The sequence below is a fragment of the Nocardia rosealba genome (genome assembly GCF_020216065.1).
In the GTDB taxonomy this organism is placed as follows: Bacteria; Actinomycetota; Actinomycetes; order Mycobacteriales; family Mycobacteriaceae; genus Nocardia; species Nocardia rosealba.
Genome location: NZ_JAIWNA010000002.1, coordinates 369510 through 389238, shown reverse-complemented (window position 1 = coordinate 389238; position 19729 = coordinate 369510). Strand labels below are relative to the sequence as shown.

The following is a 19729-nucleotide window of genomic DNA, read 5'->3' as shown; positions in this document are numbered from 1 at the left end:
ACACACGGAAATGGATGGCAGGGGCCGGCGTGCCATCCGTGGACCATTTCGAGCGGCGATAAAGAACAGTTCGATTCGAACTGACTGGGACAGTAGGCGCAAGAAGATCAGCGGTCAACAGGAGCGTCGGCGAAGAATTCGCTTACCCGCCGGTATTTCCACACAAAGGACCATTCTGCGAATCCAGCGAATTCCGTCAGGAGAACCAACCGGTTCGCTCTCCCGGCAATATCTCGGCTAAACGCGCAGCTGAGAGAATCGGCGCTGTTTGCCGGACGTTGTCGGCAGTTTGCTCGGGGACAAACGACAACCGCCCACCACCCGGCAGTTCCGGTGGTGGGCGGTATGAGCGAATCTCGAGCGACTCCTGGAATTCCGCGTCGACTCGATCAGGGCATCGGCAGGGGCGGTGTATTCGGGAAGACGACCGGCAGCGCGGCCAGAGACCGATGGAACGGGCCGGGGCGCCAGACCAGCTCTTCGGGGGGTACGGCGAGACGGATCTCCGGCAGGGCGTCGAGCAGCTGATCGATGGCGTCCTGCACGATCAGGTACGCGACCGATTTCGCGGGGCAACCGTGCGGGCCGGTGCTCCACGACAGGTGGGCGCGATTGTGGATCACGTCCAAGCCCGCGATGGCCGGATCGTTGTTGCAGGCCGCCATGCTGATGACGACCGGTTCGTGCGCGGGCAGCCAGGTGTCCTCGATGAGGGTCGGCTGCCTGGGGTAGGTCATGCAGAAGTTGGCCAGCGGCGGGTCGGTGAACAACACCTCGTCGAGGGCGTCGCGAGTCGACATACTGCCGCCGAGTACATCGCCGGCGAAGCGGTCGTCGGTGAGCATCAGGCGCAGCGTGTTGACCACCAGGTTGAGCATGGGCTCGATGCCCGCGCCGTAGAGCACCAGCAGCTGGTGCACCAGTTCCTCGTCGGTGAGCGCCGCCGGGTGCTGCAGCAGCCGGGTCGCCACATCGTCGCCCGGCTCGTGTTTGCGCAGCCCGACCAGGTCGGCCAGGGCGTTGGCCACCAGATTGTTGCCCGCCTCGGCGTCGGTGCCGCCCTCGAAGATCTGCGACATCCCGGTGGCCACCTGCTGACCGATCTCCGGCGTGCAGCCGAGCATCGAGTTCAGCGCCTGGAACACCAGCGGAAACGCGTACTGGCTCAACAGGTCCGCCGAGCCGGCGGCACAGAAACTATTGATGAGCGGGATGGCGAACTGCTCGACCGTGCTGTGCATCGCGTACAGGTCGACCCCGGCCAGACCTGCCACATTGGCCTGCCGGTAGCGGGCGTGCTCGGCACCGGTGGTGCGCAGGGCCGCGGGACGGAACTGCAGCATCGGCAGCACCGGGCAGTCCTTGGGGATGTTGCGTTCCCACATGCGCGGGTCGGCCGGGAAGTGGTCGGGATCGTTGAGGATCCGTACCGCGGTGTGATAACCGATCACCAGGGTGGCCCGGATTCCCGGTGAGAGTTCAACGGGGACAAGGGATCCGAACCGTTCCCGCATCTGCCGGTAGGCAGCTTGCGGGTCGGCCGCGAATTCGGGCGAATACATCGGTACCCGGACATCGGCCGCGAGGTCTTGCAAGGTCACCGAACTGCCGCTTCCTGCCTCTGAAATAGGTACTCGGCCAGCGTGATCAGCGCACGCAGACCGTGATCGCGGCGTCGCGCGTCGACCGCGATCACCGGGGTGTCGGGGGTGAGGTCGAGCGCCTCACGCACCTCGTCGAGGGGGTAGCGGCGGAAACCCTCGAACTCGTTGACCGCCACCGCGTAGGGGACGCCGCGTTGTTCGAGCGCCGAGAGCACGTCGTCGGCCTTCTCGATGCGCCGGGTGTCGACCAGGACGAGGGCGCCGAGCGCACCGCGCGCCAGCTCCTCCCACAGCGGCGCGAACCGCTCCTGACCCGGCGTGCCGAAGAGGTAGAGCGCCAGTTGCGGATTGAGGGTGAGCCTGCCGAAGTCGAGGGCGACGGTGGTCTGCACCTTGCTGCCGAGGCCGGCCAGATCGTCGATACCGATGCTCGCCTCGGTGATCGTCTCCTCGGTGCGCAGCGGCCGGATCTCGGACACGGCGCACACGAACGTCGTCTTGCCGACGCCGAAATTGCCGGCGACCAGGATCTTCACCGACCTGGTCACCGTTTCGGCGACGTAGTCGACCTCAGCCTGCGAGGACACGGAGACCATGGAGCACCTCCTTGATCAACGCCAGCTCCGGCTTCACCTCGGCCGGGGTGGGGCAGTGTAGATGTCCGCTGTCGAGCAGATCGGACACGATGATCTTCACCACCGAGGCGGGCAGGTCGAGATACGCCGACAGTTCGGCGATCGACAGCGCGCCACGGCGGCTGGTGAGCGCGAGTACCCGGCGCTCGTCGGGACGGTGATCGGCACGCGGGTCGGCGACGGCGCGTACGAGGGTCACCAGATCGAGTTCGTGCGCGGCCCTTGTCCGGCCGCCGGTGCGCACATAGGACCTGACCAGGTCGGGGTCACGCCTGCCTCGGCTCATTACCTGACACCGTGCCGTGGCGCCGCACCGATCTCGTGGCCGACCCGCGCGGCCAGTTCGTTCATCCGGTGCGCCACCAGCGCCACGTCGACATCGGCGGTGGTCGCGACACCGAGCAGCGCGCCGACACCGGCGGCGGTGATCATGATCATGCCCTCGTCGTATTCGGTCATGTTCTGGCGCACCGTGTTCGCCGGTGACCCACAGAACTCACCGAGGGCCTTACCGAGCGAACGTAGACCGGAAGCGGCCGCCGCGAACCGTTCGGCATCGTCCTTGGCGATGCCACGGGAGTGGGCGATACGAAGGCCGTCGTCGGATAGCAACACGGCGAAGCGGACGCCGGGGATCTCGAGATCCTCGAGCAGCCATGCCAAACGGTTGGTGCTATCGGCTACCGGTGTGCTCATCGGCTGTTCCTTCCGTGGATCGCTCGGCCGCAGCGGCACGACCGCTGCGGGAACCGCTGTGCCAGGCAGCGGCGAGGTCGGGGCGAGCCTGCCCCACTTCCGTGGTCACCCCCGCCGAATCCGGGGCGACCGGGCGGCGGCGCCGTTTGGGCAGCCCACCGCTGGTGATTTCGTGCACGGCCGCGCGCGGGCCGTCGGTCTCGACAGGGTCGGGCACGGGCACCGGGATGTGCGCGGGCGCGGCCAGTTCGGGTTCGGGGATTCTCGGCGCCTCTCCGCTCACCAGCAGCGCCGACGGCACATAGACCATCGCGCGCATGCCACCGTAGATATTGGGACCGTCGACATGCACGGAGAAGCCGTAGCGGCGTGCGAGTGCGGCGATACCGGGGAAACCGACCTTGGGCGCAGGCCCGAGGTCGTGGATGTCGACCGAGCGTTCACCGCTGAGCACCAGACGCGCGTCCTCGAGCTGCTCGGGGCTCATCCGCATGCCCGCGTCGTCGACGATGATCGTGACGCCGTGATGGCCTTCCTGGAACCCGACCTCGACGAACGAAGACGGCGGCGAGTACCGCAGCGCGTTGTCGAGCAGGGTGGCCAGGGTGTGCACGAGCGGCTCGACGGCACGGCTGATGACGATGCGTTCCGATTGGGCCGAATGGACCCGGAGGAACTCACGCACGCGCCCGGTGGCGCCGCCCGCGACGTCGGTGAGCGACTGCTGTGGCCAGCGCCTGCCGGGCAGACCACCGGAGACGATCACGTAGGACTGCGCCTGCCGGATCATCTGCTGCACCGTGTGGTCGATGCGGGTGAGTGTCTCGTAGACGGCGTCGTCGCGGTGCTCGCGCAGCGCGGTACTCACCACCTGGCCGAGGTCGGTGCCGAGGCTCACCACCGAGGTGCCGAACGAGCGGACCGCCGCACTGGTCGCCGCGCGGGACGACGCCTGCAGTTCGGTGCGGGTCTCCTCGCGGGCGGCCTGGATCTCGGCGACGCGGCGTTGCTCGCCGTAGCGTTCGACCATGGCCCGTGTTTCCTCGGCGACGACGCGCAGGTCGTCGGCGTGGCCGGTCGCGATCGCCTGCAGCGACTCGCCGAGGGGTGCGTCGCGCAGTTCGGCGGGCAGCTCCACCGCGACCGACGGAATGTCGTGTCGCCGTACGGCATCGGTGATGGCGGGCAGGGTGACCTGGGCGAGGTGATGTACCGCCGCCTCACACAGTTCACGCTCCCGCTTGGCGGCGTCGGCGCGTGCGCGTTGTTTGCGCTCGTTGTGCATGGCGAGCACAGCCACAGCGATGGCCGCGAGGACCACCAGGGCTCCGATGATGAGCGACAGCACCGCGATTCCGGAGTTCATCTGATCTTTCGTCGTCGTTCCACCCGGGCAGCCGCCCTCGACGGAACCATCCCGGATACCCGATAGACAGTCCCCGCTTCCAGCGACCCGCACACAGTAGCAGCACTGTGACCGATTCGAGATGGAACCTGCTGTCAGGCACGGGAATTGCCGCTGATATTACCCAATTTCCGCAGGCGCGGGGTTGTCGAAAGACACGAGGGTCCGGATGCGGCGGTCGCGGAACCGGGAGTACCGGATACTATCCCGCCGTGGCCAAATTGAAGCTCACCATCGACGTCCCCCTCGCCCCGGACAAGGCGTGGGACCATGCCTCCGACCTGGAGCACCTCGGCGACTGGCTGGCGATCCACGAGGCCTGGCGCGGCACCGTCCCCGAAGAGCTCACCGAGGGCACCGTGCTGGTGGGCGTGGCGCGGGTCAAGGGGTTCCGCAACAAGGTCACCTGGACGGTGCGCACGGCCCAGCCGCCGCACAAGCTGAAGTTGACCGGCGCGGGCATCGGCGGCACCAAGTTCGGCATCGATCTCGCCGTGCAGCCCAAGGCTGACGGTTCGGCGGTCGACCTGACCGTCGAACTCGGCGGCGCGCCGCTGTTCGGCCCGATCGGCTCGACCGTGGCCAAGGCACTGCGCGGCGACTTCGAACGGTCGCTGGCGAAGTTCGTCGAACTCTACGGCTGAGTCCCGGCCGCCGACAGCGCCGCCGCGACCGATTCTGTCGAGGCGGGCAGCAACGGCAGACGCACCGCCGCGCTGGGGATTTCGCCCCGCGCGGCGAGTACGCCCTTGACGACCGTGGGGTTCGGTTCAGCGAAGAGGGCGGCACCGAGGGCGTCGAGACGACTACCCACCGCGCGGCCACGCGCGAGGTCGCCGGTCCCCCACGCTCGCACGAGTTCGGCGTACCCGGCGGGCGCGACATTGGCCGCGGCGAGGATCGCGCCGTCGGCACCGAGCGCCAGCAGCGGCGAGGCGAAACGGTCGTCGCCCGCCAGCACGGTGGTCCGATCCCCCACGGTCGCCATCAGTTCCACGGTGGCATCGGTGATGCCACCGACCGCGTGCTTGAAACCGGCGATGTTCGCGATGGTGGTGAGCCGGATCAGCGTTGCGGCGCCGAGCGGGCGCGCGGTCCGGTACGGCACGTCGTAGACGAGGATCGGCGCCGGACTCGCGGCCGCGAGTGCGGTGAAGTGCGCGATCACGCCCTCCTCGCTCGGTCGTACGTAGTAGGGCACCACCGACAGCACCGCGGCCGCGGACGACGGCACGGCAGCCACCGCGGCGGCGGCCTCAGCGGTGGCGTTGCCGCCCGCGCACACGATCAACGGCGCGTCCCGTTCGGCGCACACCGTGGCGCAGATGTCGAGTACCTCGGCGCGTTCGGCTGGCGTCAACGCCGACGGTTCGGCGGTCGTGCCGAGCGCGACGAGCCCGGTGGCGCCCGCGTCGAGGACCGTGTGCGCGTGCGCGCGGAGTGCGTCGGGAGCCAGGGCCCCGTCGGCGGTGAAGGGTGTGACGAGGGGGACGAACAGACCGTGCAGCGATGTCATGGCTCCATCGTCGAATCCCGCGACCGTAAGGTCCAGTTCACGTTCGTGACGAAGAACGTAAGCTGAACTGATGCTCGATGTCCGCAAACTCCGGCTGCTGCGCGAACTCGCTCACCGCGGCACCATCGCGGCGGTCGCCGAAGCGCTCAGCTACACGCCGTCGGCGGTGTCCCAGCAGCTCAGCGCGCTGGAGAAGGACGCGGGCGTCGCACTGCTCGAGCGATCGGGCCGCCGGGTGACCCTCACCCCCGCCGCCCACCTGCTGGTCGGCCACACCGAGACCGTGCTCGCCGCCCTCGAACGCGCGGACGCCGAATTGGCCGGTGTGCGGACCGCATTGGTCGGCACGCTGCGCATCGGCGCGTTCCCCACCGCCGCGCGTACGCTGCTCTCCCCCGCCCTGGTCGCCCTCAGCACCGAACACCCCCGCCTGGAACTGACCGTCACCGAGATCGACCCGGCCGACGTACCCGACGCCCTGCGGGCAGGCACCCTCGACATCGCGCTCACCCACGACTACGACCTGGTGCCCGCCGACACCGACCGGGCGTTGCACACCGAACCACTGCACACCGAAACGGTCTTTCTCGCCACCCGCGACCCGGCGCCCGCCGACGATCCGTTGCGCGCCAACCGCGACTCACCCTGGATCGCGGGCACCCCCGGCACGCTGTGCCACACGATGACGATCCGCGCCTGTCAGGCAACGGGTTTCACACCGCGCGTGCGTCACCACGCCGACGACTTCGACACGGTGCTCGCCCTGGTGGCCGCCGGTGCGGGCGCCGCGATCATCCCGGGCCTGGCGCTGTACGCACCGCCGGAGCGGCTCGCCCTCACCGCATTGCCGATTCGCCGCCGCACCCGTCTCGCCTACCGCAACGGCACCGGCGACCATCCGGCCGTGCGCGCGGCACGCAGTGCCCTCCACCGTGCGGCTGCCGCCGGCCGAGCACCGGCGGGCGGCGGCTGATCACGCCGATTTGTCGCGGTTCGTGGTGCGCTGACGCGTGCGGGTGGCGCTGACCGGGTCGATGGCGGGCGTCGCCCACTGCTCGGCAAGAGCCAGGCTTGGTTCGCGCCCGGAGGCGACATGGCGATAGGCGATGCCGGCCGCGGCCTGCGGATCGCCCGCCGCGATCGCGGCGTAGAGCGCTTCGTGTTCGTCACATTGGGTGCCTGGGTCGCGTTCCTTGGTGAGGTGGAACAGCCACCGCACGCGAGACTCCAAGGGCCGCAACAGCGATTGCAGCAGCGGGTTGCCGGAGATCTCCACGATGAGCGCGTGGAATCCGGCGTTGGCGGCCGCGATGGCGGCCTGCTCTCCGCGTTCGGTGGCCCGTCGGGCGGCGGTGAGCTGGGCGCGCAGCGCGGTGAGGTCGGCGGATTCGGCTCGTTCGGCGGCCAGCCGAGCGGCCAGAACCTCGAGGCTCTCGCGCACGTCGAACAGGTCGCGCACATCGGCGACCGTGAACGGGGCGACGATCGCGCCCTGCCGGGGCACGATCACCACCAGACCTTCACGTTCCAGTAGATGCAGCGCTTCGCGCAGCGGAATCCGGGAGATGTCGAGCTCGGTGGCGAGATCGCGTTCCACCAACCGCTGCCCCGGACTCAACCGCAGATCGATGATCCGATCCCGCAGTTCCTCGTACGCCTGATCTCGCAGCGACTTCTTGACCGGTCCCGCCACCACACCATCCTTCCGCCCCGCATCCGACTCCACGGTAGCCCCGCGCGCACCGAGCGACCGATTCTTACTTTTCGGTAATCCGGCCGTCATTCGCGGACCGCACGCTGACACTTAACGGTATACCGCTAAGTGAGCGGTTCGTTCGATCAAGGAGTACCTCGTGCACAACTCCACCCGGCGCGCGATCGCCTTCGGCTCGGCCGCCTTCGCCGCCGCTGCCCTGTTGTCGGCCTGCGGCTCCGCCGATACCGCAGCGGCGGGCGGCAAGCTGAAGGTCGGCGTGTTCTTCCCCGGTTCGCTCTCCGACACCGGCTTCATGCAGTCGGGGTATCTCGGCTACCAGCGCGTCGCCGAAGCCCTCGGCGACAAGGTCGAATTGAGCAAGGTCGAGCAGGTGGCGGCGGCCGACTACCAGCAGGCGCTCGTCCGTTTCGCCTCGACCAACGATCTGGTCATCGCGCTCGGCGGCCAGACCGATGCCGATGTGCGCAAGGTGGCACCGCAGTTTCCGAGTGTGAAGTTCGTGGAGATCGGTGGGCCCGCCGACGCGAAGCCGATGGCCAACCTGGCCTACTACGACCCGCAGCAGGCCGAGGCCGAGTTCCTCAGTGGCGCGGTGGCCGCGGCCGGATCCAAGACCGGCGCGGTGGCCTTCGTCGGCGGCGTCGAACTGCCCGCGATCGTCAACGCCGCCAACGCTTTCGGTAACGGCGCGCGGTTCGCGAAGCCGGACGCCCGGGTGCTGACTCCGCAGTACGTCGGCGATTTCAACGACCCGGCCAAGGCCAAGCAGGCCGCGCTGGCCGACTACGGTGCGGGCGCGGGCACGCTCGGCCAGATCGTGAACCTGGGCAAGGCGGGCCTGGAGCAGGCAGCGGCACAGGCCGGTGCCACCTTGGTCGGCGGTCCGATCCCCGGTGACTGCACCGATCCCGTGTATCTGGGCTACGTGCACACCGATATCGGCGCCGAGGTCGAGTACGCGGTGAAGGCGGCGCTCGACAACACGTGGAAGGCCGAGAACGTGCGCTTCGGGCTCACCTCGCCCAACGACGGCACCGACTTCGTGTTGTGCGACAAGCAGCCCGCGGTCGCCGACGCGCTCGCGAAGGCGAAGACGGCACTGTCCACCGGCGCGGTGAAGCCGTACTGATGGCGATGAGCACTCCCGCATTGACCCTGCACGGGGTCGGAAAGAGCTTCGGCGCGGTCCGGGCATTGCACGACGTGGACGTCACCGTCGAATCCGGCACAGTCCACTGCGTTCTCGGCGAGAACGGCGCGGGCAAGTCGACGCTGTGCAATCTCGTGTTCGGCGGCTATCCCGCCGATACCGGACGAATCGAACTGGGCGGCAAAGCCTTCCGACCCGACTCACCCGCCGCCGCGATGAGGGCGGGCGTCGCCATGGTGCACCAGCACTTCAGCCTGGTGACCACCATGACCGTCGCGGAGAATCTGCTGCTCACCCAGCACGGGTCGCGGTTGCGCCGTAAAGATCTGACCAGCCGTCTCGACGAGATCGCCCACCGCTATCGGCTGCGCGTCGATCTCGACCAACAGGTCGCGACCATGCCCGTGGGCGCCCGGCAGAAGGTCGAGATCGTCAAGGCCCTGCTGCGCGATCCGGCGCTGATCCTGCTCGACGAACCGACGGGAGTGCTCGATCCGGCCGAGATCGACGCGTTGATCGACACCTGCCGCGCCATCGCCGCCGACGGCAAGGCCGTGGTCCTGGTGACGCACAAACTGGGCGAGGTCGCCAGGGTCGCCGATGCCGCGACGGTGCTGCGCCGTGGCACGGTCGCCGGTGGTGGACCGCTCCCCGAGACCACGATTTCCGAGTTACTCACCGCGATGGTCGGCCGCGAGGCCACCGATCTCGACCCGACCGTGGCGGCGACGATCGGCTTGGATCCGGGCGAGCCGGCCCAGGTCCTGACCGCACCCGGTTCAGCCACCTCGGTCGCCACCGACCCCACCACGAGCCCGGCTGCGGGCGAGCACAGGACCACCGGTCGACGCCGCGGCGAAACCGTCACAACGCACGAATCGAACCAACCCGCAGCGGTCCTCACCGTCGACCGGGTGACCGTCCACCGAGCCGACGGCAGTATCGCGCTCGACGAAGCGAGCCTGGCCGTGCGGCCGGGCGAGATCGTCGGGATCGCGGGCGTCGAGGGCAACGGGCAGAGCGAGCTCGTCGCGGTGCTGGCCGGTGGCACCCCGGTGCGGGCGGGCACTGTCGCGCTCGCCGGAGCCGACATCACCACGGCGAACCCCGCCACCCGAACATCGCTCGGTCTCGGCGTCGTCCCCGAAGATCGCCACCGCGACGGCATGGTCGCCGACATGACGCTGGCCGAGAATCTTTTCCTCGGCAGCCTCGGCCGGTTCCGCCGCTTCGGCCTCCTCGACAAACAGGCCATGGGTCGCGCCGCGCAGGCCGAACTCGACCGCTTCGATGTACGCGCGGCCGGTCCGTGGGTGCCGATGGGATCGCTGTCGGGCGGCAATCAGCAGAAGGTCGTGCTGGCGCGCGAACTGTCGGCGGCGAACCTGCGCTGCCTGGTCGCTGCCCAGCCGACACGCGGATTGGATATCGGCGCAGTTGATTTCGTGCTGACGCAGCTGCGGCACGCGGCCGCGCGTGGCTGCGGCGTGCTGGTGGTGTCGAGCGAGGTACCCGAACTGCTCGCCCTGTGCGACCGAATCTTCGTCGCCTATCGCGGGGAACTGGCCGGGCCCGTCGAAACCACCGATCCCGGTGCCGCACAACAGATCAGCGAATTGATGATGGGAGTCGCGGCATGAGCGCACCTGGTCGGACCACAGCGACCGAGACCCCATCTCGACCGGCGTCGCGGGGCGTTCCGCGCGGCCCCGGCAAGCTCTCCGCGAGGCAGCAGCCGACTAGAGTGAGCCGGTGGGCGCACCACCCGCTCGTCGTCGCTGTCGCGGCCATGCTGGCCGCCGGAGTGATCGGACTGATCCTGGCCGCCGTCGCGGGCGCCGCCCCCGGCGCCACGATGACGGCGCTGTGGGAGGGCATGTTCGGCAGCGACTACGCGGTCGGCGCCTCGCTCAATGTCGCGGCCACGCTGATGCTGGTGGCCGTCGGGTTCACCATCGCCCACCGCGCGGGGCTGGTCAATGTCGGTGGTGAGGGCCAGATCTGCGCCGGTGGGATCGCCGCCACCGCGATCGGCACCACCCTCACCGGCACGCCCGCCGCGATCACGGTGCCAACGGTGTTGCTCGGGGCGGCGGCCGCGGGCTGGCTGTGGGCCGCGATCGCGGCGTATCTGCGGGTCGCCCGCGGCACCAGCGAGATCATCACCACGCTGCTGCTCAACTTCGTCGGCCTGGCGCTGGTGCTGCTCGTCGTGCACGAGCCCGCGCTGCTGCGTCAACCGGTGACCTCCTCGGAGACCCTGCCGCAATCCGAGCAGCTCACCGCGGCCGCGCATCTGCCGCTGCTCGGCATCGAACGCTCACCCGCGACCATCGCCCTGTGGATCGCCGTGGTCGCCGCGTTCGGCACCGCGATCCTGGTGCGCCACACCGCACTCGGCACCCGCTTGCGCGCGGTCGGGCTCAATCCCGATGCGGCGGCGCGGCTGGGTTTGCCGGTCGGCCGACTACGTTTCCTCAGCCTCTCGGCAGCGGGCGCGTTCGCGGGTGTCGCGGGCGGGCTGCTGGTGGCGACGGCGCCGTTCGTCCTCGCCGAGGGGTTCTCCTCCGGATACGGGTTCTCCGGGCTGGTCGTCGGGCTGCTGGCGCGTGGCTCCCTGAGTGCCGTCGTCGCGGTGTCGCTGTTACTCGGATTCCTCGTCTCCGGCGGGATCAACCTGCAACTGGCCGCGAACGTGCCCGCCTCGACCATCGCGATCGTGGAGTCCCTGATGATCGTCTTCATCGCCGGCGCTGCCATCTGGACATCGCGAACACGCAAATCCGTCGCTCCACAACCAGTCCCCCACACAAACACCCCCGAACCGGCAGGAGCGAGCCGATGAGCCTCGACACGGTCACCGACATCGCCACCAGCGGCATCGGCTTCACGCTGCCCATCCTCATCGCGGCGAGCGGTGAGCTGGTCAGCGAGCGCGCGGGCGTGCTCAACCTGAGTCTCGAGGCGATGATGCTCACCGGCGCGTTCGCGGGCGTACTCGGTGCGGTGGCCACCGGGTCGCCCGTGCTCGGCACGGCCACCGCTGTGCTGGCCGCATTGATATTCGGTGCGCTACAGGCCGTCTGGAGTGTCGGACTGCGTGCCGACCAGATCGTCGTCGGCATCGCGAGCAACGCACTCGCCCTCGGCGCGACCACCTACGGCGCCCGCCTGCTGCTCGCCGATGGCAAAGGTCACAGCGTTCCTGGCTTCGCGGCACTGAGAATTCCTGTGTTGCACAATGTTCCGGTCATCGGTCCGGCACTGTTCGGGCAGACCGTACTCGGCTACCTGTGTATCGCCCTTGTCGCCGGGTCGGCGTTCGTGTTCTCCCGCCGCACCAAACTCGGCCTGGTTGTCGACGCGATCGGCGAGGACGCCGTGGCCGCCGATCGCACCGGCCTGCCCGTGCGCGCCGTCCGCTACGGCTGCGTGCTGCTCGCCGCGTTCGCCGCGGGCCTCGGCGGTGCGCAGCTGGCGCTGTCGGAAGTGCACTCGTTCAGCGACAACATGACCGGCGGCATCGGGTATCTGGCCGTGGTCGCGGTGATCGCGGGCCGATGGCGGGCGCTCGGCGTCATCTGGGCATCGGTGTTCTTCGGCATCGCCCAGGCATTGCAGTTCGCGTTGCCCGCGCTCGGTGTCGACGTGCCGTTCGCGCTGCTGGTGATGCTGCCGTATCTGATCGCGATCGTCGCCGTGAGCGGTCTGGTCGGTAACAGCCGCTCACCGCGCGACCTGACCGTCGCCTTCGCCCGAACCTCCTGATCCAGCGCTTCCGAGGAGCCATCGATGACTCTGATCCTGTCGCATTCCGATGTGGCCGCCCTGATCGATCGCGCGGCGGTGCTCGCCGCCGTCGAACGCGCGCACGCGGACCTCGCGCTCGGCACGGCGGTGGTCCCCGCGCCGCCCGCGGTGAGTGTCGGCGCCACCGCCTTCGTGCCGATGGTCGCCACCGCCGAATCCGCCGGCGCGGCCGCCGTGAAACTGCTCGCCGACCTCCCCGCCAACCGGGAACGTGGACTGCCGGTGCAACGCTCGGTGATCGTGGTGACCTCCGCACTCGACGGCGGCTGCGAGGCGCTCGTCGACGGCCGGCTCGTCACCGCCGTGCGTACTGCCGCCGCCAGCGCGGTGGCAACCAAATACCTTGCCAGGCAGGAGAGTTCCACACTGGGGTTGATCGGGGCCGGCGCGCTGGCGATCGAGCACACCCGCGCCGTCGCCCGGGTACGCGACATCGAGGCCGTGCTGGTCTGGTCGCGGTCCGCCGCCACCGTCGAGCGGTTCCGTGGTGCGATCGCCGACCTCGGACTCGAGGTGCGGGCGATGCCCTCACCGGAGTCGGTGACACGGGCGGCCGACGTGCTGTGCACCCTCACCCCCGCACGGGAGCCGATCGTGCGCGGTGCCTGGTTCGGCGAGGGGCTGCACGTGAACGCGGTCGGTGCCCCGCCACGCGCCGATCACCGCGAGGTCGACGGGGCTGCCATGCGCCGGGCGCGCGTGATCGTAGACTCGGTCGCGACAACGCTCACCAAGTCGGGCGACACGCTGCTGGCCATCGCCGACGGCGCGATCACCGAAGCCGAGGTGGGCACCGAGCTGGGCCAGGTGATTCTCGGCCGGGCGACCGGCCGGGCCGACCCAGGCGACATCACTCTGTTCAACTCGGTCGGTATCGGCCTGCAAGATCTCGTCACCGCCCGCCTGCTCATCGACAAGGCCCGCGCCGAGGGCCGCGGAACGGAAGTGGAGCTCAGCGCATGACCACACTCACCGACACCGATATCGCCTACCTGCGCCGGGCCATCGACCTCGCTGCCCAGGCGGCGGTGCTCGGTGATCGGCCGTTCGGTGCCGTCACCGTCGACCGCGACGGTACGGTGCTCGCCGAATCCGCGAACGCCGTCGCCACCACCGGTGATGTCACCACCCATGCCGAACTGGTCGCGATCACCGTCGCCTCCGCCACCGGCAAGGCCGAGGCGCTGCGTGGCGCCACGGTGTACGCCAGCGGTGAGCCGTGCCCGATGTGCGCCGCCGCGATGGTGTGGGCCCAGGTGGGGCGCATCGTGTTCGCGGCGGCGGCCTCGGAGTTCGGGCCGATCCTCGGGCCGGGACCCAGCTTCACCCTGAGCTGCGCCGACGTGATCGCCAGTTCGAATGTGGCCATCGAGGTGAGCGGGCCGCACCTCGGCGACGAGGCACTCGCGGTGTTCCGGTCCTGAGGACCTACTTCACCGGGACAGCAGGGTCCAGCCCCTCGACGAGTTCCACCGGCTCGCCGAGCTCGCGCTGTTCCTCGAGGGCTTCCGGCGTACCGGGCACCTGGGTGCCACGCAGCGACATGCCCTTGGTCTCGATGAGGAAGTAGGCCGCGATCAGGCCCACCAGACACGCGCCGAACATGTAGTAGGCCGGGAACAGGTTGTCGCCGGTCAGCTCGATGAGCGACTGGTTGATCACCGGCGCGGTGCCACCGAAGATCGAGGTGGCCACGTTGTAGCCGATCGCCACACCCGCGAACCGCACGATGGTGGGGAACATGGCCGGGAAGGTCGCCGAAATGGTGGCCAGCTGCGGCGCGTAGAGCAGGCCGAGGATGGCGAAGCCGACGATGGCGCCGGTGAGCGAGGTGCCGATCAGGATGTACACCGGGATCACCGTGATCATCAGCGCCGCGCAGGAGAACAACCACATCGGCCTGCGACCGATCCGGTCCGACAGCGCACCGAGGAACGGCAGGGTCAGCAGCATCACGATCTGGCCGATCAGCGGCACGAGCAGCGCGTCGGATTCCGCCATGCCGATGGTGTTGCCGAGATAGGTCGGTGTGTAGCTCAGCAGCGAGTAATTCACCACGTTCAAGGCGATGACCAGACCGAAAAGAGTCAGCACCGGGCGCAGGTATTTGGTCAGCAGATCGCGATAGACCCCGACCGTTTCCTCGGTCTCGTCTTTCGCCTCGATTTCGCGGAATACCGGGGTGTCCTCGACCCGGCTGCGCAGATACATACCGATCAGGCCGAGCGGTGCGGCGATCAGGAACGGAATGCGCCAGCCCCACGATTCCATGCTCGCACCATCGAGCACATTCACCAGTAGCAGCGCCGTCAGATTGCCGAGCGTGAAACCGGCGAGTGTGCCGACTTCGAGGAAACTGCCGTAGAAACCGCGCTTACGGTCGGGCGCGTATTCCGCCATGAACGTTGCGGCGCCACCGTATTCGCCGCCGGCGGACAGACCCTGCACCATGCGCAGCGCGTACAGCAGGATCGGCGCGGCGATGCCGATGACCTCGTAACTCGGGATCAGACCGACGGCGAGGGTGGAACCGGCCATCAGCATGATGGTCATCGCGAGCACGCGTTTGCGGCCGATGCGGTCGCCGAGCGGGCCCCAGATCATGCCGCCGATCGGGCGGATCAGAAAGGAGACCGCGAAACCGAGCAACGTATAGATAACGCTGGATCCGGTACCGTCACCGGGGAAAAGCGATGCCGCGATATAGGTGGCGAGGTAGGCGTAGACGCCGTAGTCGAACCATTCGACCGCATTTCCGATCGCCGATGCACCGATTGCCCGGTGCAACACCGATTTCGATTCCTGAGACATCCACAAACCTCTCGTCGTCGCCATTCCGGACTACCCGATCGGTACGCGGACAAAACTTTACGCTTGTGTGTCGTTGTGGTCAGAGTGCCTGGAGTTTGCCCGCGAGCACGGCCTTCTCGCGGTCGTTGCGGCAGCGTCGGATCGCCTCGGTGAGCTCGCCGCGCGCCTCCTCGACGCGACCGAGGCGGATCAGCAGTTCCCCACGCACGCTCGGCAGCAGATGCGACGACGACAACGCTCCCCCGGCCGCCAGCTCGTCGACGACGGCGAGCCCCGCGGCGGCTCCGGCGGCCATCGACACCGCGACGGCCCGGTTCAGCTCGACCACCGGTGAGGGCGCGAGCCTGCCGAGTGCCTCGTACAGCAGCACGATGCGCTCCCAGTTCGTCTGCTCGACCGACGGGGCGACGGCGTGGCACTCGGCGATCGCGGCCTGCAGCCCGTAGGCGCCGAGCCCGCGCCCGACCTGTTCGGCCTTGGCCAGGGCGGCCCGGCCGCGCCGGATCGCGGTCCGATCCCAGCGATGCCGATCCTGCTGCTCGAGCAGCACCGGTTCGCCGTCGGGTCCGGTGCGGGCAGGGAACCGGGCGGCGGTGAGTTCGAGCAGGGCGAGCAGACCGAAGACCTCGGGTTCGCCGGGCATCAGCCGCGCGAGCACCCGCGCCAGGCGCTGCGCTTCCCCGGCGAGGTCGAACCGGATCAGGTCGCCGCCGCTGCTCGCCGTCGATCCCTCGGTGAAGATCAGATAGATCACGCCGAGCACCGAGCCGAGCCGCTCGCGACGTTCGGCGAGCGGTGGCACCTCGAACGGCACCCGTGCCGCGGCGAGGGTCTTCTTGGCCCGGGTGATCCGTGCCTGCACGGTCGCGGTCGGCACCAGACAGGCCGCGGCGATCTCGTCGCTGGTCAGACCGCCGACCACGCGCAGGGTCAGCGCCAGCCGCGCCTCGCGCGAGAGCACCGGGTGGCAGGCGATGAAGATCAGGGCGAGGACGTCGTCGTCGATCTGCTCGGGATCCCACACCGGTTCACCGGCGGGGACCGACTCGCCGCCGGCGAACGCACCGCCCTCGCCGAGTCCGGCGGCGAGGGCGGTGTAGCGCTCGTCCAGGGCGGCACGACGACGGAACGCGTCGATCGCGCGCCGTCGTCCGGTGGTGAGCAACCACCCGGCCGGATGCGCGGGCACACCGTCGCGCGGCCACGTCACCAAGGCTTCGGCCAGTGCTTCCTGGGCGAGGTCCTCGGCCATCGCGAAGTCGCCGGTGTAGCGGGCCAGCGCGCCGACGATGCGCGCCGATTCGATCCGCCACACGGCGGCGACCGCCGCACGTCCGGTGTGCTCCGTCATCGCCTCAGAGCTGTCCGGTGGACTCGCGCCAGGCCCGTTCCTTCTGAACCCAGACGTTGTCCTTGGGGAATTCGTCGATGGAGGGCACCCGCCGGATCTCGGTCTTGATGCCGGGACCGGTCATCGGCATCCGCTTGGCCCACTCGACGGCCTCCTCCTTCGATGCCACGTTGAGGATGTAGTACCCGCCGAACAGTTCCTTGGTCTCGCCGTAGGGCCCATCGGTGACGACCGGTGGTTCGGACGAGTAGTCGACGACAACACCTTCGGCGGCGTCCTCGAGCCCTTCGGCGGCGACGAGCACGCCCGCGCGGATCAGTTCGTCGTTGAACTTGCCCATGGTGTCGAGCATCTCCTCGAAACTCACGTTCTCGAACTCGGCGAAGGCCTCGTCGGTAGCGCGCATGATCAGCATGTACTTCATGGTGTGTCTCCTTCGGGTCGGTGCCCCTGGTGGGCGCTGCGTTCATCCGTAGGTCGAACGGGCACCGCGCGAATCGACACCCGCCGGAAATTCTTTCGCGAATTTTTTTCGGAGCCTACTTGCGGCGTGGTACTTGTCGGTCGGGTTCCGTCCACGACCGGGCGGGACAACGAAGGCAGGAGTCGATCGTGAGCGCCGTTCTCGTCGAGATGCACGAGCATGTGCTCGTCGCCGTCATCAACCGGCCCGAGGCCATGAACGCGATCGACGGGAGGTCAGCGCCCAGCTCGGCGCGGCCCTGGAACAGGCCGACAACGATCGGGCCGTGCGGGCCTTCGTCCTCACCGGCGCCGGCGACCGGGCCTTCTGCGCCGGGGCGGATCTGCGCGCACTCGGGCGCGGTGAGTCGATTCTGGCGGCCGGACACGAACACTGGGGCATCGGTGGCTACATGCGCCATCCCATCAGCAAGCCGACCATCGCGGCCGTGAACGGGCTCGCGCTCGGTGGCGGCACCGAGCTGGTGCTGGCCAGCGACCTTGCCGTCGCCGCGTCGACCGCCACGTTCGGGCTGCCCGAGGTGGCACGTGGTCTCTTCGCCGCCGCGGGTGGCGCGTTCCGGCTGCCCGAGCAGCTGCCGCGCAAGGTCGCCATGGAGATGATCCTGACGGGCGAGCCGATCACCGCCGCACGCGCGTTGGAGTTCGGTCTGGTCAACCGGGTGGTTCCCGCCGACCGGGTCCTCGACACCGCGCTGGAGCTGGCCACGCGGATCGCGGCGAACGCGCCGCTGGCGGTGCAGGCGAGTAAGCGGGTAGCGCTCGGCATCGTCGACGGCGCCCTGCCCGACGAGGACGCCTGGGACCGGTCCGACCGCGAGATCGCCGAACTCACCCGCTCGGCGGACGTCCGCGAAGGCCTGATGGCGTTCGTCGAGAAACGCAGCCCGAACTGGCAGGCTCGCTGACTGACTACCAGCCACCCGTCATCAGGGCGGCGAGCCCGGGGGCCGGGTCGAGCGCGGTGGTCACGTTGGCGACCGTGACCACCGCGAACAGCAGGCCGAGGGCCGCCGCTGCCAGGGCATAGGCACCGAGGACGCGACCGGCCGCGCCTGCGCGACGCCGCCACAGCACGACACCGAGCCCGAGGAGTCCGGCCGACGCCACCGCAGCGAGCACGGCCATCGCGACGTGAAAGCGCGCGAAGTCCTCGACCATCACCTCCAGCGGCGCCGGACCACCGGAGTAGCTCTCGAGCCCCTGCCCCACCTCGGTCAGTACCCCGGCCGGCGGCGCGTCGGCCGCACCGTCGACCGCCATCGGCAGCAAGGACGCGAACGGTGTCACGGCCCCTTGAATATTGGCGAGCACCGCCACCCCGGCTACCGCGAGCACCAGCGTGGTGATCACCCCCGCCACCGCGAACATCGTTCGCTTCGGCTGCCGGGTACCCAGCGAGGACCGCCACAGCATCACCCCGAGCGCGACGAGCACGATCGACCACAGGAACGCCACCGCCGCCTTCACGAGGTGGTACCAGAACCAGTAGTCCACCGCCGCCTGCAGCTCGGGCGTGAATTCCGCCTGTCCCGCTTGCCAATACGTGACGAACGCGGACCGGAAACCCGCGCGCAGTGCGTGCTCGTCGGCGAAATCGGCACCGGGCAACCACCCCGCCACGACGGGCGGCGCGAGCACGAACGCGACGGCGAGCACAATCGCCGCGCCGAGGGCAACGACGAGGCGACGGGCCGCGACCGCGCCCGATTCTTCGAAGACGGTGGACACGGTCACTCCCTGCTCGGTACGGGTGTTCGACGACCATTGTGACCGCGACGTGGCATCATGGCCGCTCGAACGGACGGACTCACACATTTCGATGAATTGAGGGGACCGAGCGTGACCAGCAGCAATTTCGCCTACACCGGGTGCGACAACCTCGAGGTGATGGCCGAAGCGATCAACTACAACAAATTTCTCCTCGACTGCGTCGAAAACCATGTCACCACACCGGATCTGCGAGTGCTCGATTTCGGCGCGGGGCAGGGCACCTACGCCGATCTGCTCGCCGAACGCGAGATCTTCCCCGAGTGTCTCGAACCCGACCCCGATCTGCAGAAGGTGCTGCTGGCGAAGGGCTACAAAGTCGTCGACTGCGAGACCGAACCGCCCGAGGCCGAAAAATACGGACTCATCTACTCTTTCAACGTTTTCGAGCACATCAAGAACGACCAGGAAGCCGCCGAACACCTGGCGTCACTGCTGCGGCCCGGTGGCACGATGGTGATCTACGTGCCCGCGCTCGAGATGCTGTTCTCCTCGATGGATGTGAAAGTCGAGCACTACCGCCGTTACCGGCGCACGCAGTTGAACCGGATTCTGCGCAATGCCGGGCTCGAGGTGGTGGATTCGCGCTACTGCGATCCGATCGGGTTCTTCGCCACCATGGCCTACAAGCTGCTCGGCAACGACGACGGCAGCATCAATGTGCGCGCGCTCAAGCTCTACGACCGGGTCGTCTTCCCGCTCAGCAAGGCCCTGCAGTCGGTGACCGGCAAGCTGTTCGGGAAGAACGTCCTGGTCGTGGCGAGAAAACCCTGAGCCGGAA

At 68.8% G+C, this 19729-nt stretch carries 20 protein-coding genes and 1 pseudogene; 10 read left to right on the top strand and 11 right to left on the bottom strand.

The features are described from left to right. Positions 1–389: 389 nt before the first annotated feature. Genes LDL21_RS08645 through LDL21_RS08625 form a run of 5 tightly spaced genes read right to left on the bottom strand, consistent with a single transcriptional unit; the run spans position 390 to position 4301 of the window. The gene (locus LDL21_RS08645) at positions 390–1562 is read right to left on the bottom strand and encodes a cytochrome P450 (RefSeq protein ID WP_181697467.1); all 1173 of its coding nucleotides are present in this window, start codon (positions 1560–1562) and stop codon (positions 390–392) included. A 35-nt stretch (positions 1563–1597) separates the two neighbouring features. Further along, positions 1598–2200, bottom strand: coding sequence for a GTP-binding protein (locus tag LDL21_RS08640; protein WP_181697394.1), 603 nt, complete (start codon positions 2198–2200; stop codon positions 1598–1600). Next, entirely contained in the window at positions 2175–2525 is a 351-nt protein-coding gene (locus tag LDL21_RS08635; RefSeq protein ID WP_067488806.1) for a DUF742 domain-containing protein, read from the bottom strand. The genes LDL21_RS08640 and LDL21_RS08635 overlap by 26 nt, the downstream gene beginning before the upstream one ends. After that, complete coding sequence (locus tag LDL21_RS08630; RefSeq protein WP_181697393.1) at positions 2525–2935, bottom strand: roadblock/LC7 domain-containing protein; 411 nt, start codon at positions 2933–2935, stop codon at positions 2525–2527. Before LDL21_RS08630 ends, LDL21_RS08635 begins: the two co-directional genes overlap by 1 nt. Beyond that, on the bottom strand, positions 2913–4301 hold the full coding sequence (locus LDL21_RS08625) for an ATP-binding protein (RefSeq protein ID WP_225279538.1): 1389 nt from the start codon (positions 4299–4301) through the stop codon (positions 2913–2915). Before LDL21_RS08625 ends, LDL21_RS08630 begins: the two co-directional genes overlap by 23 nt. A gap of 251 nt (positions 4302–4552) precedes the next feature. On the opposite strand from LDL21_RS08625, the gene LDL21_RS08620 reads away from it, so the two are divergent. Next, a complete protein-coding gene (locus tag LDL21_RS08620; protein ID WP_225279537.1) occupies positions 4553–4984 on the top strand; it encodes a type II toxin-antitoxin system Rv0910 family toxin in 432 nt (143 codons plus the stop codon). Here the strand turns inward: LDL21_RS08620 and LDL21_RS08615 are convergent. Continuing rightward, complete coding sequence (locus LDL21_RS08615) at positions 4975–5856, bottom strand: dihydrodipicolinate synthase family protein (protein ID WP_225279536.1); 882 nt, start codon at positions 5854–5856, stop codon at positions 4975–4977. The two genes, LDL21_RS08620 and LDL21_RS08615, sit on opposite strands and share 10 nt — an antisense overlap. Before the next feature lie 70 nt (positions 5857–5926). On the opposite strand from LDL21_RS08615, the gene LDL21_RS08610 reads away from it, so the two are divergent. Then, the gene (locus tag LDL21_RS08610) at positions 5927–6829 is read left to right on the top strand and encodes a LysR substrate-binding domain-containing protein (RefSeq protein ID WP_225279535.1); all 903 of its coding nucleotides are present in this window, start codon (positions 5927–5929) and stop codon (positions 6827–6829) included. Here the strand turns inward: LDL21_RS08610 and LDL21_RS08605 are convergent, their stop codons facing one another. Next, positions 6830–7549 carry a GntR family transcriptional regulator gene (locus tag LDL21_RS08605; protein ID WP_225279534.1) on the bottom strand — a complete coding sequence of 240 codons (720 nt, stop codon included), beginning with the start codon at positions 7547–7549 and terminating at the stop codon, positions 6830–6832. Between the two features lie 160 nt (positions 7550–7709). Here LDL21_RS08605 and LDL21_RS08600 point away from each other — a divergent pair, with 160 nt between their 5' ends. The 6 genes from LDL21_RS08600 to LDL21_RS08575 all read left to right on the top strand — a co-directional run bounded on the left by LDL21_RS08600 (position 7710) and on the right by LDL21_RS08575 (position 13957). Then, positions 7710–8702 (top strand): BMP family protein, encoded by a 993-nt coding sequence (locus LDL21_RS08600; protein ID WP_225279533.1) that lies wholly within the window; start codon positions 7710–7712, stop codon positions 8700–8702. Between the two features lie 5 nt (positions 8703–8707). Further along, the gene (locus LDL21_RS08595) at positions 8708–10363 is read left to right on the top strand and encodes an ABC transporter ATP-binding protein (RefSeq protein WP_225279532.1); all 1656 of its coding nucleotides are present in this window, start codon (positions 8708–8710) and stop codon (positions 10361–10363) included. A gap of 149 nt (positions 10364–10512) precedes the next feature. Beyond that, positions 10513–11568, top strand: a complete 1056-nt coding sequence (locus tag LDL21_RS08590; protein ID WP_225280321.1) for an ABC transporter permease — start codon at positions 10513–10515, stop codon at positions 11566–11568. Next, on the top strand, positions 11565–12491 hold the full coding sequence (locus LDL21_RS08585) for an ABC transporter permease (protein ID WP_225279531.1): 927 nt from the start codon (positions 11565–11567) through the stop codon (positions 12489–12491). Before LDL21_RS08590 ends, LDL21_RS08585 begins: the two co-directional genes overlap by 4 nt. Before the next feature lie 24 nt (positions 12492–12515). Further along, positions 12516–13496 carry an ornithine cyclodeaminase family protein gene (locus LDL21_RS08580; protein ID WP_225279530.1) on the top strand — a complete coding sequence of 327 codons (981 nt, stop codon included), beginning with the start codon at positions 12516–12518 and terminating at the stop codon, positions 13494–13496. Beyond that, positions 13493–13957, top strand: a complete 465-nt coding sequence (locus LDL21_RS08575) for a nucleoside deaminase (RefSeq protein WP_225279529.1) — start codon at positions 13493–13495, stop codon at positions 13955–13957. The genes LDL21_RS08580 and LDL21_RS08575 overlap by 4 nt, the downstream gene beginning before the upstream one ends. Before the next feature lie 4 nt (positions 13958–13961). Here LDL21_RS08575 and LDL21_RS08570 read toward each other — a convergent pair whose 3' ends face one another. The 3 genes from LDL21_RS08570 to LDL21_RS08560 form a co-directional block, all read right to left on the bottom strand. After that, positions 13962–15344: an MFS transporter gene (locus LDL21_RS08570; protein ID WP_220139185.1), complete on the bottom strand. Its 1383-nt coding sequence runs from the start codon at positions 15342–15344 to the stop codon at positions 13962–13964. A 79-nt stretch (positions 15345–15423) separates the two neighbouring features. Continuing rightward, positions 15424–16695 (bottom strand): RNA polymerase sigma factor, encoded by a 1272-nt coding sequence (locus LDL21_RS08565; protein ID WP_225279528.1) that lies wholly within the window; start codon positions 16693–16695, stop codon positions 15424–15426. Positions 16696–16699: 4 nt separating this feature from the next. Beyond that, positions 16700–17119 (bottom strand): YciI family protein, encoded by a 420-nt coding sequence (locus tag LDL21_RS08560; RefSeq protein WP_181697382.1) that lies wholly within the window; start codon positions 17117–17119, stop codon positions 16700–16702. A 209-nt stretch (positions 17120–17328) separates the two neighbouring features. Here LDL21_RS08560 and LDL21_RS08555 point away from each other — a divergent pair. After that, a pseudogene (locus LDL21_RS08555) lies at positions 17329–18086 on the top strand (enoyl-CoA hydratase-related protein). Positions 18087–18090: 4 nt separating this feature from the next. Here the strand turns inward: LDL21_RS08555 and LDL21_RS08550 are convergent. Next, positions 18091–18909, bottom strand: a complete 819-nt coding sequence (locus LDL21_RS08550) for a hypothetical protein (RefSeq protein ID WP_225279527.1) — start codon at positions 18907–18909, stop codon at positions 18091–18093. A 111-nt stretch (positions 18910–19020) separates the two neighbouring features. On the opposite strand from LDL21_RS08550, the gene LDL21_RS08545 reads away from it, so the two are divergent. After that, complete coding sequence (locus tag LDL21_RS08545) at positions 19021–19722, top strand: class I SAM-dependent methyltransferase (RefSeq protein ID WP_181697380.1); 702 nt, start codon at positions 19021–19023, stop codon at positions 19720–19722. Positions 19723–19729 lie beyond the last annotated feature (7 nt).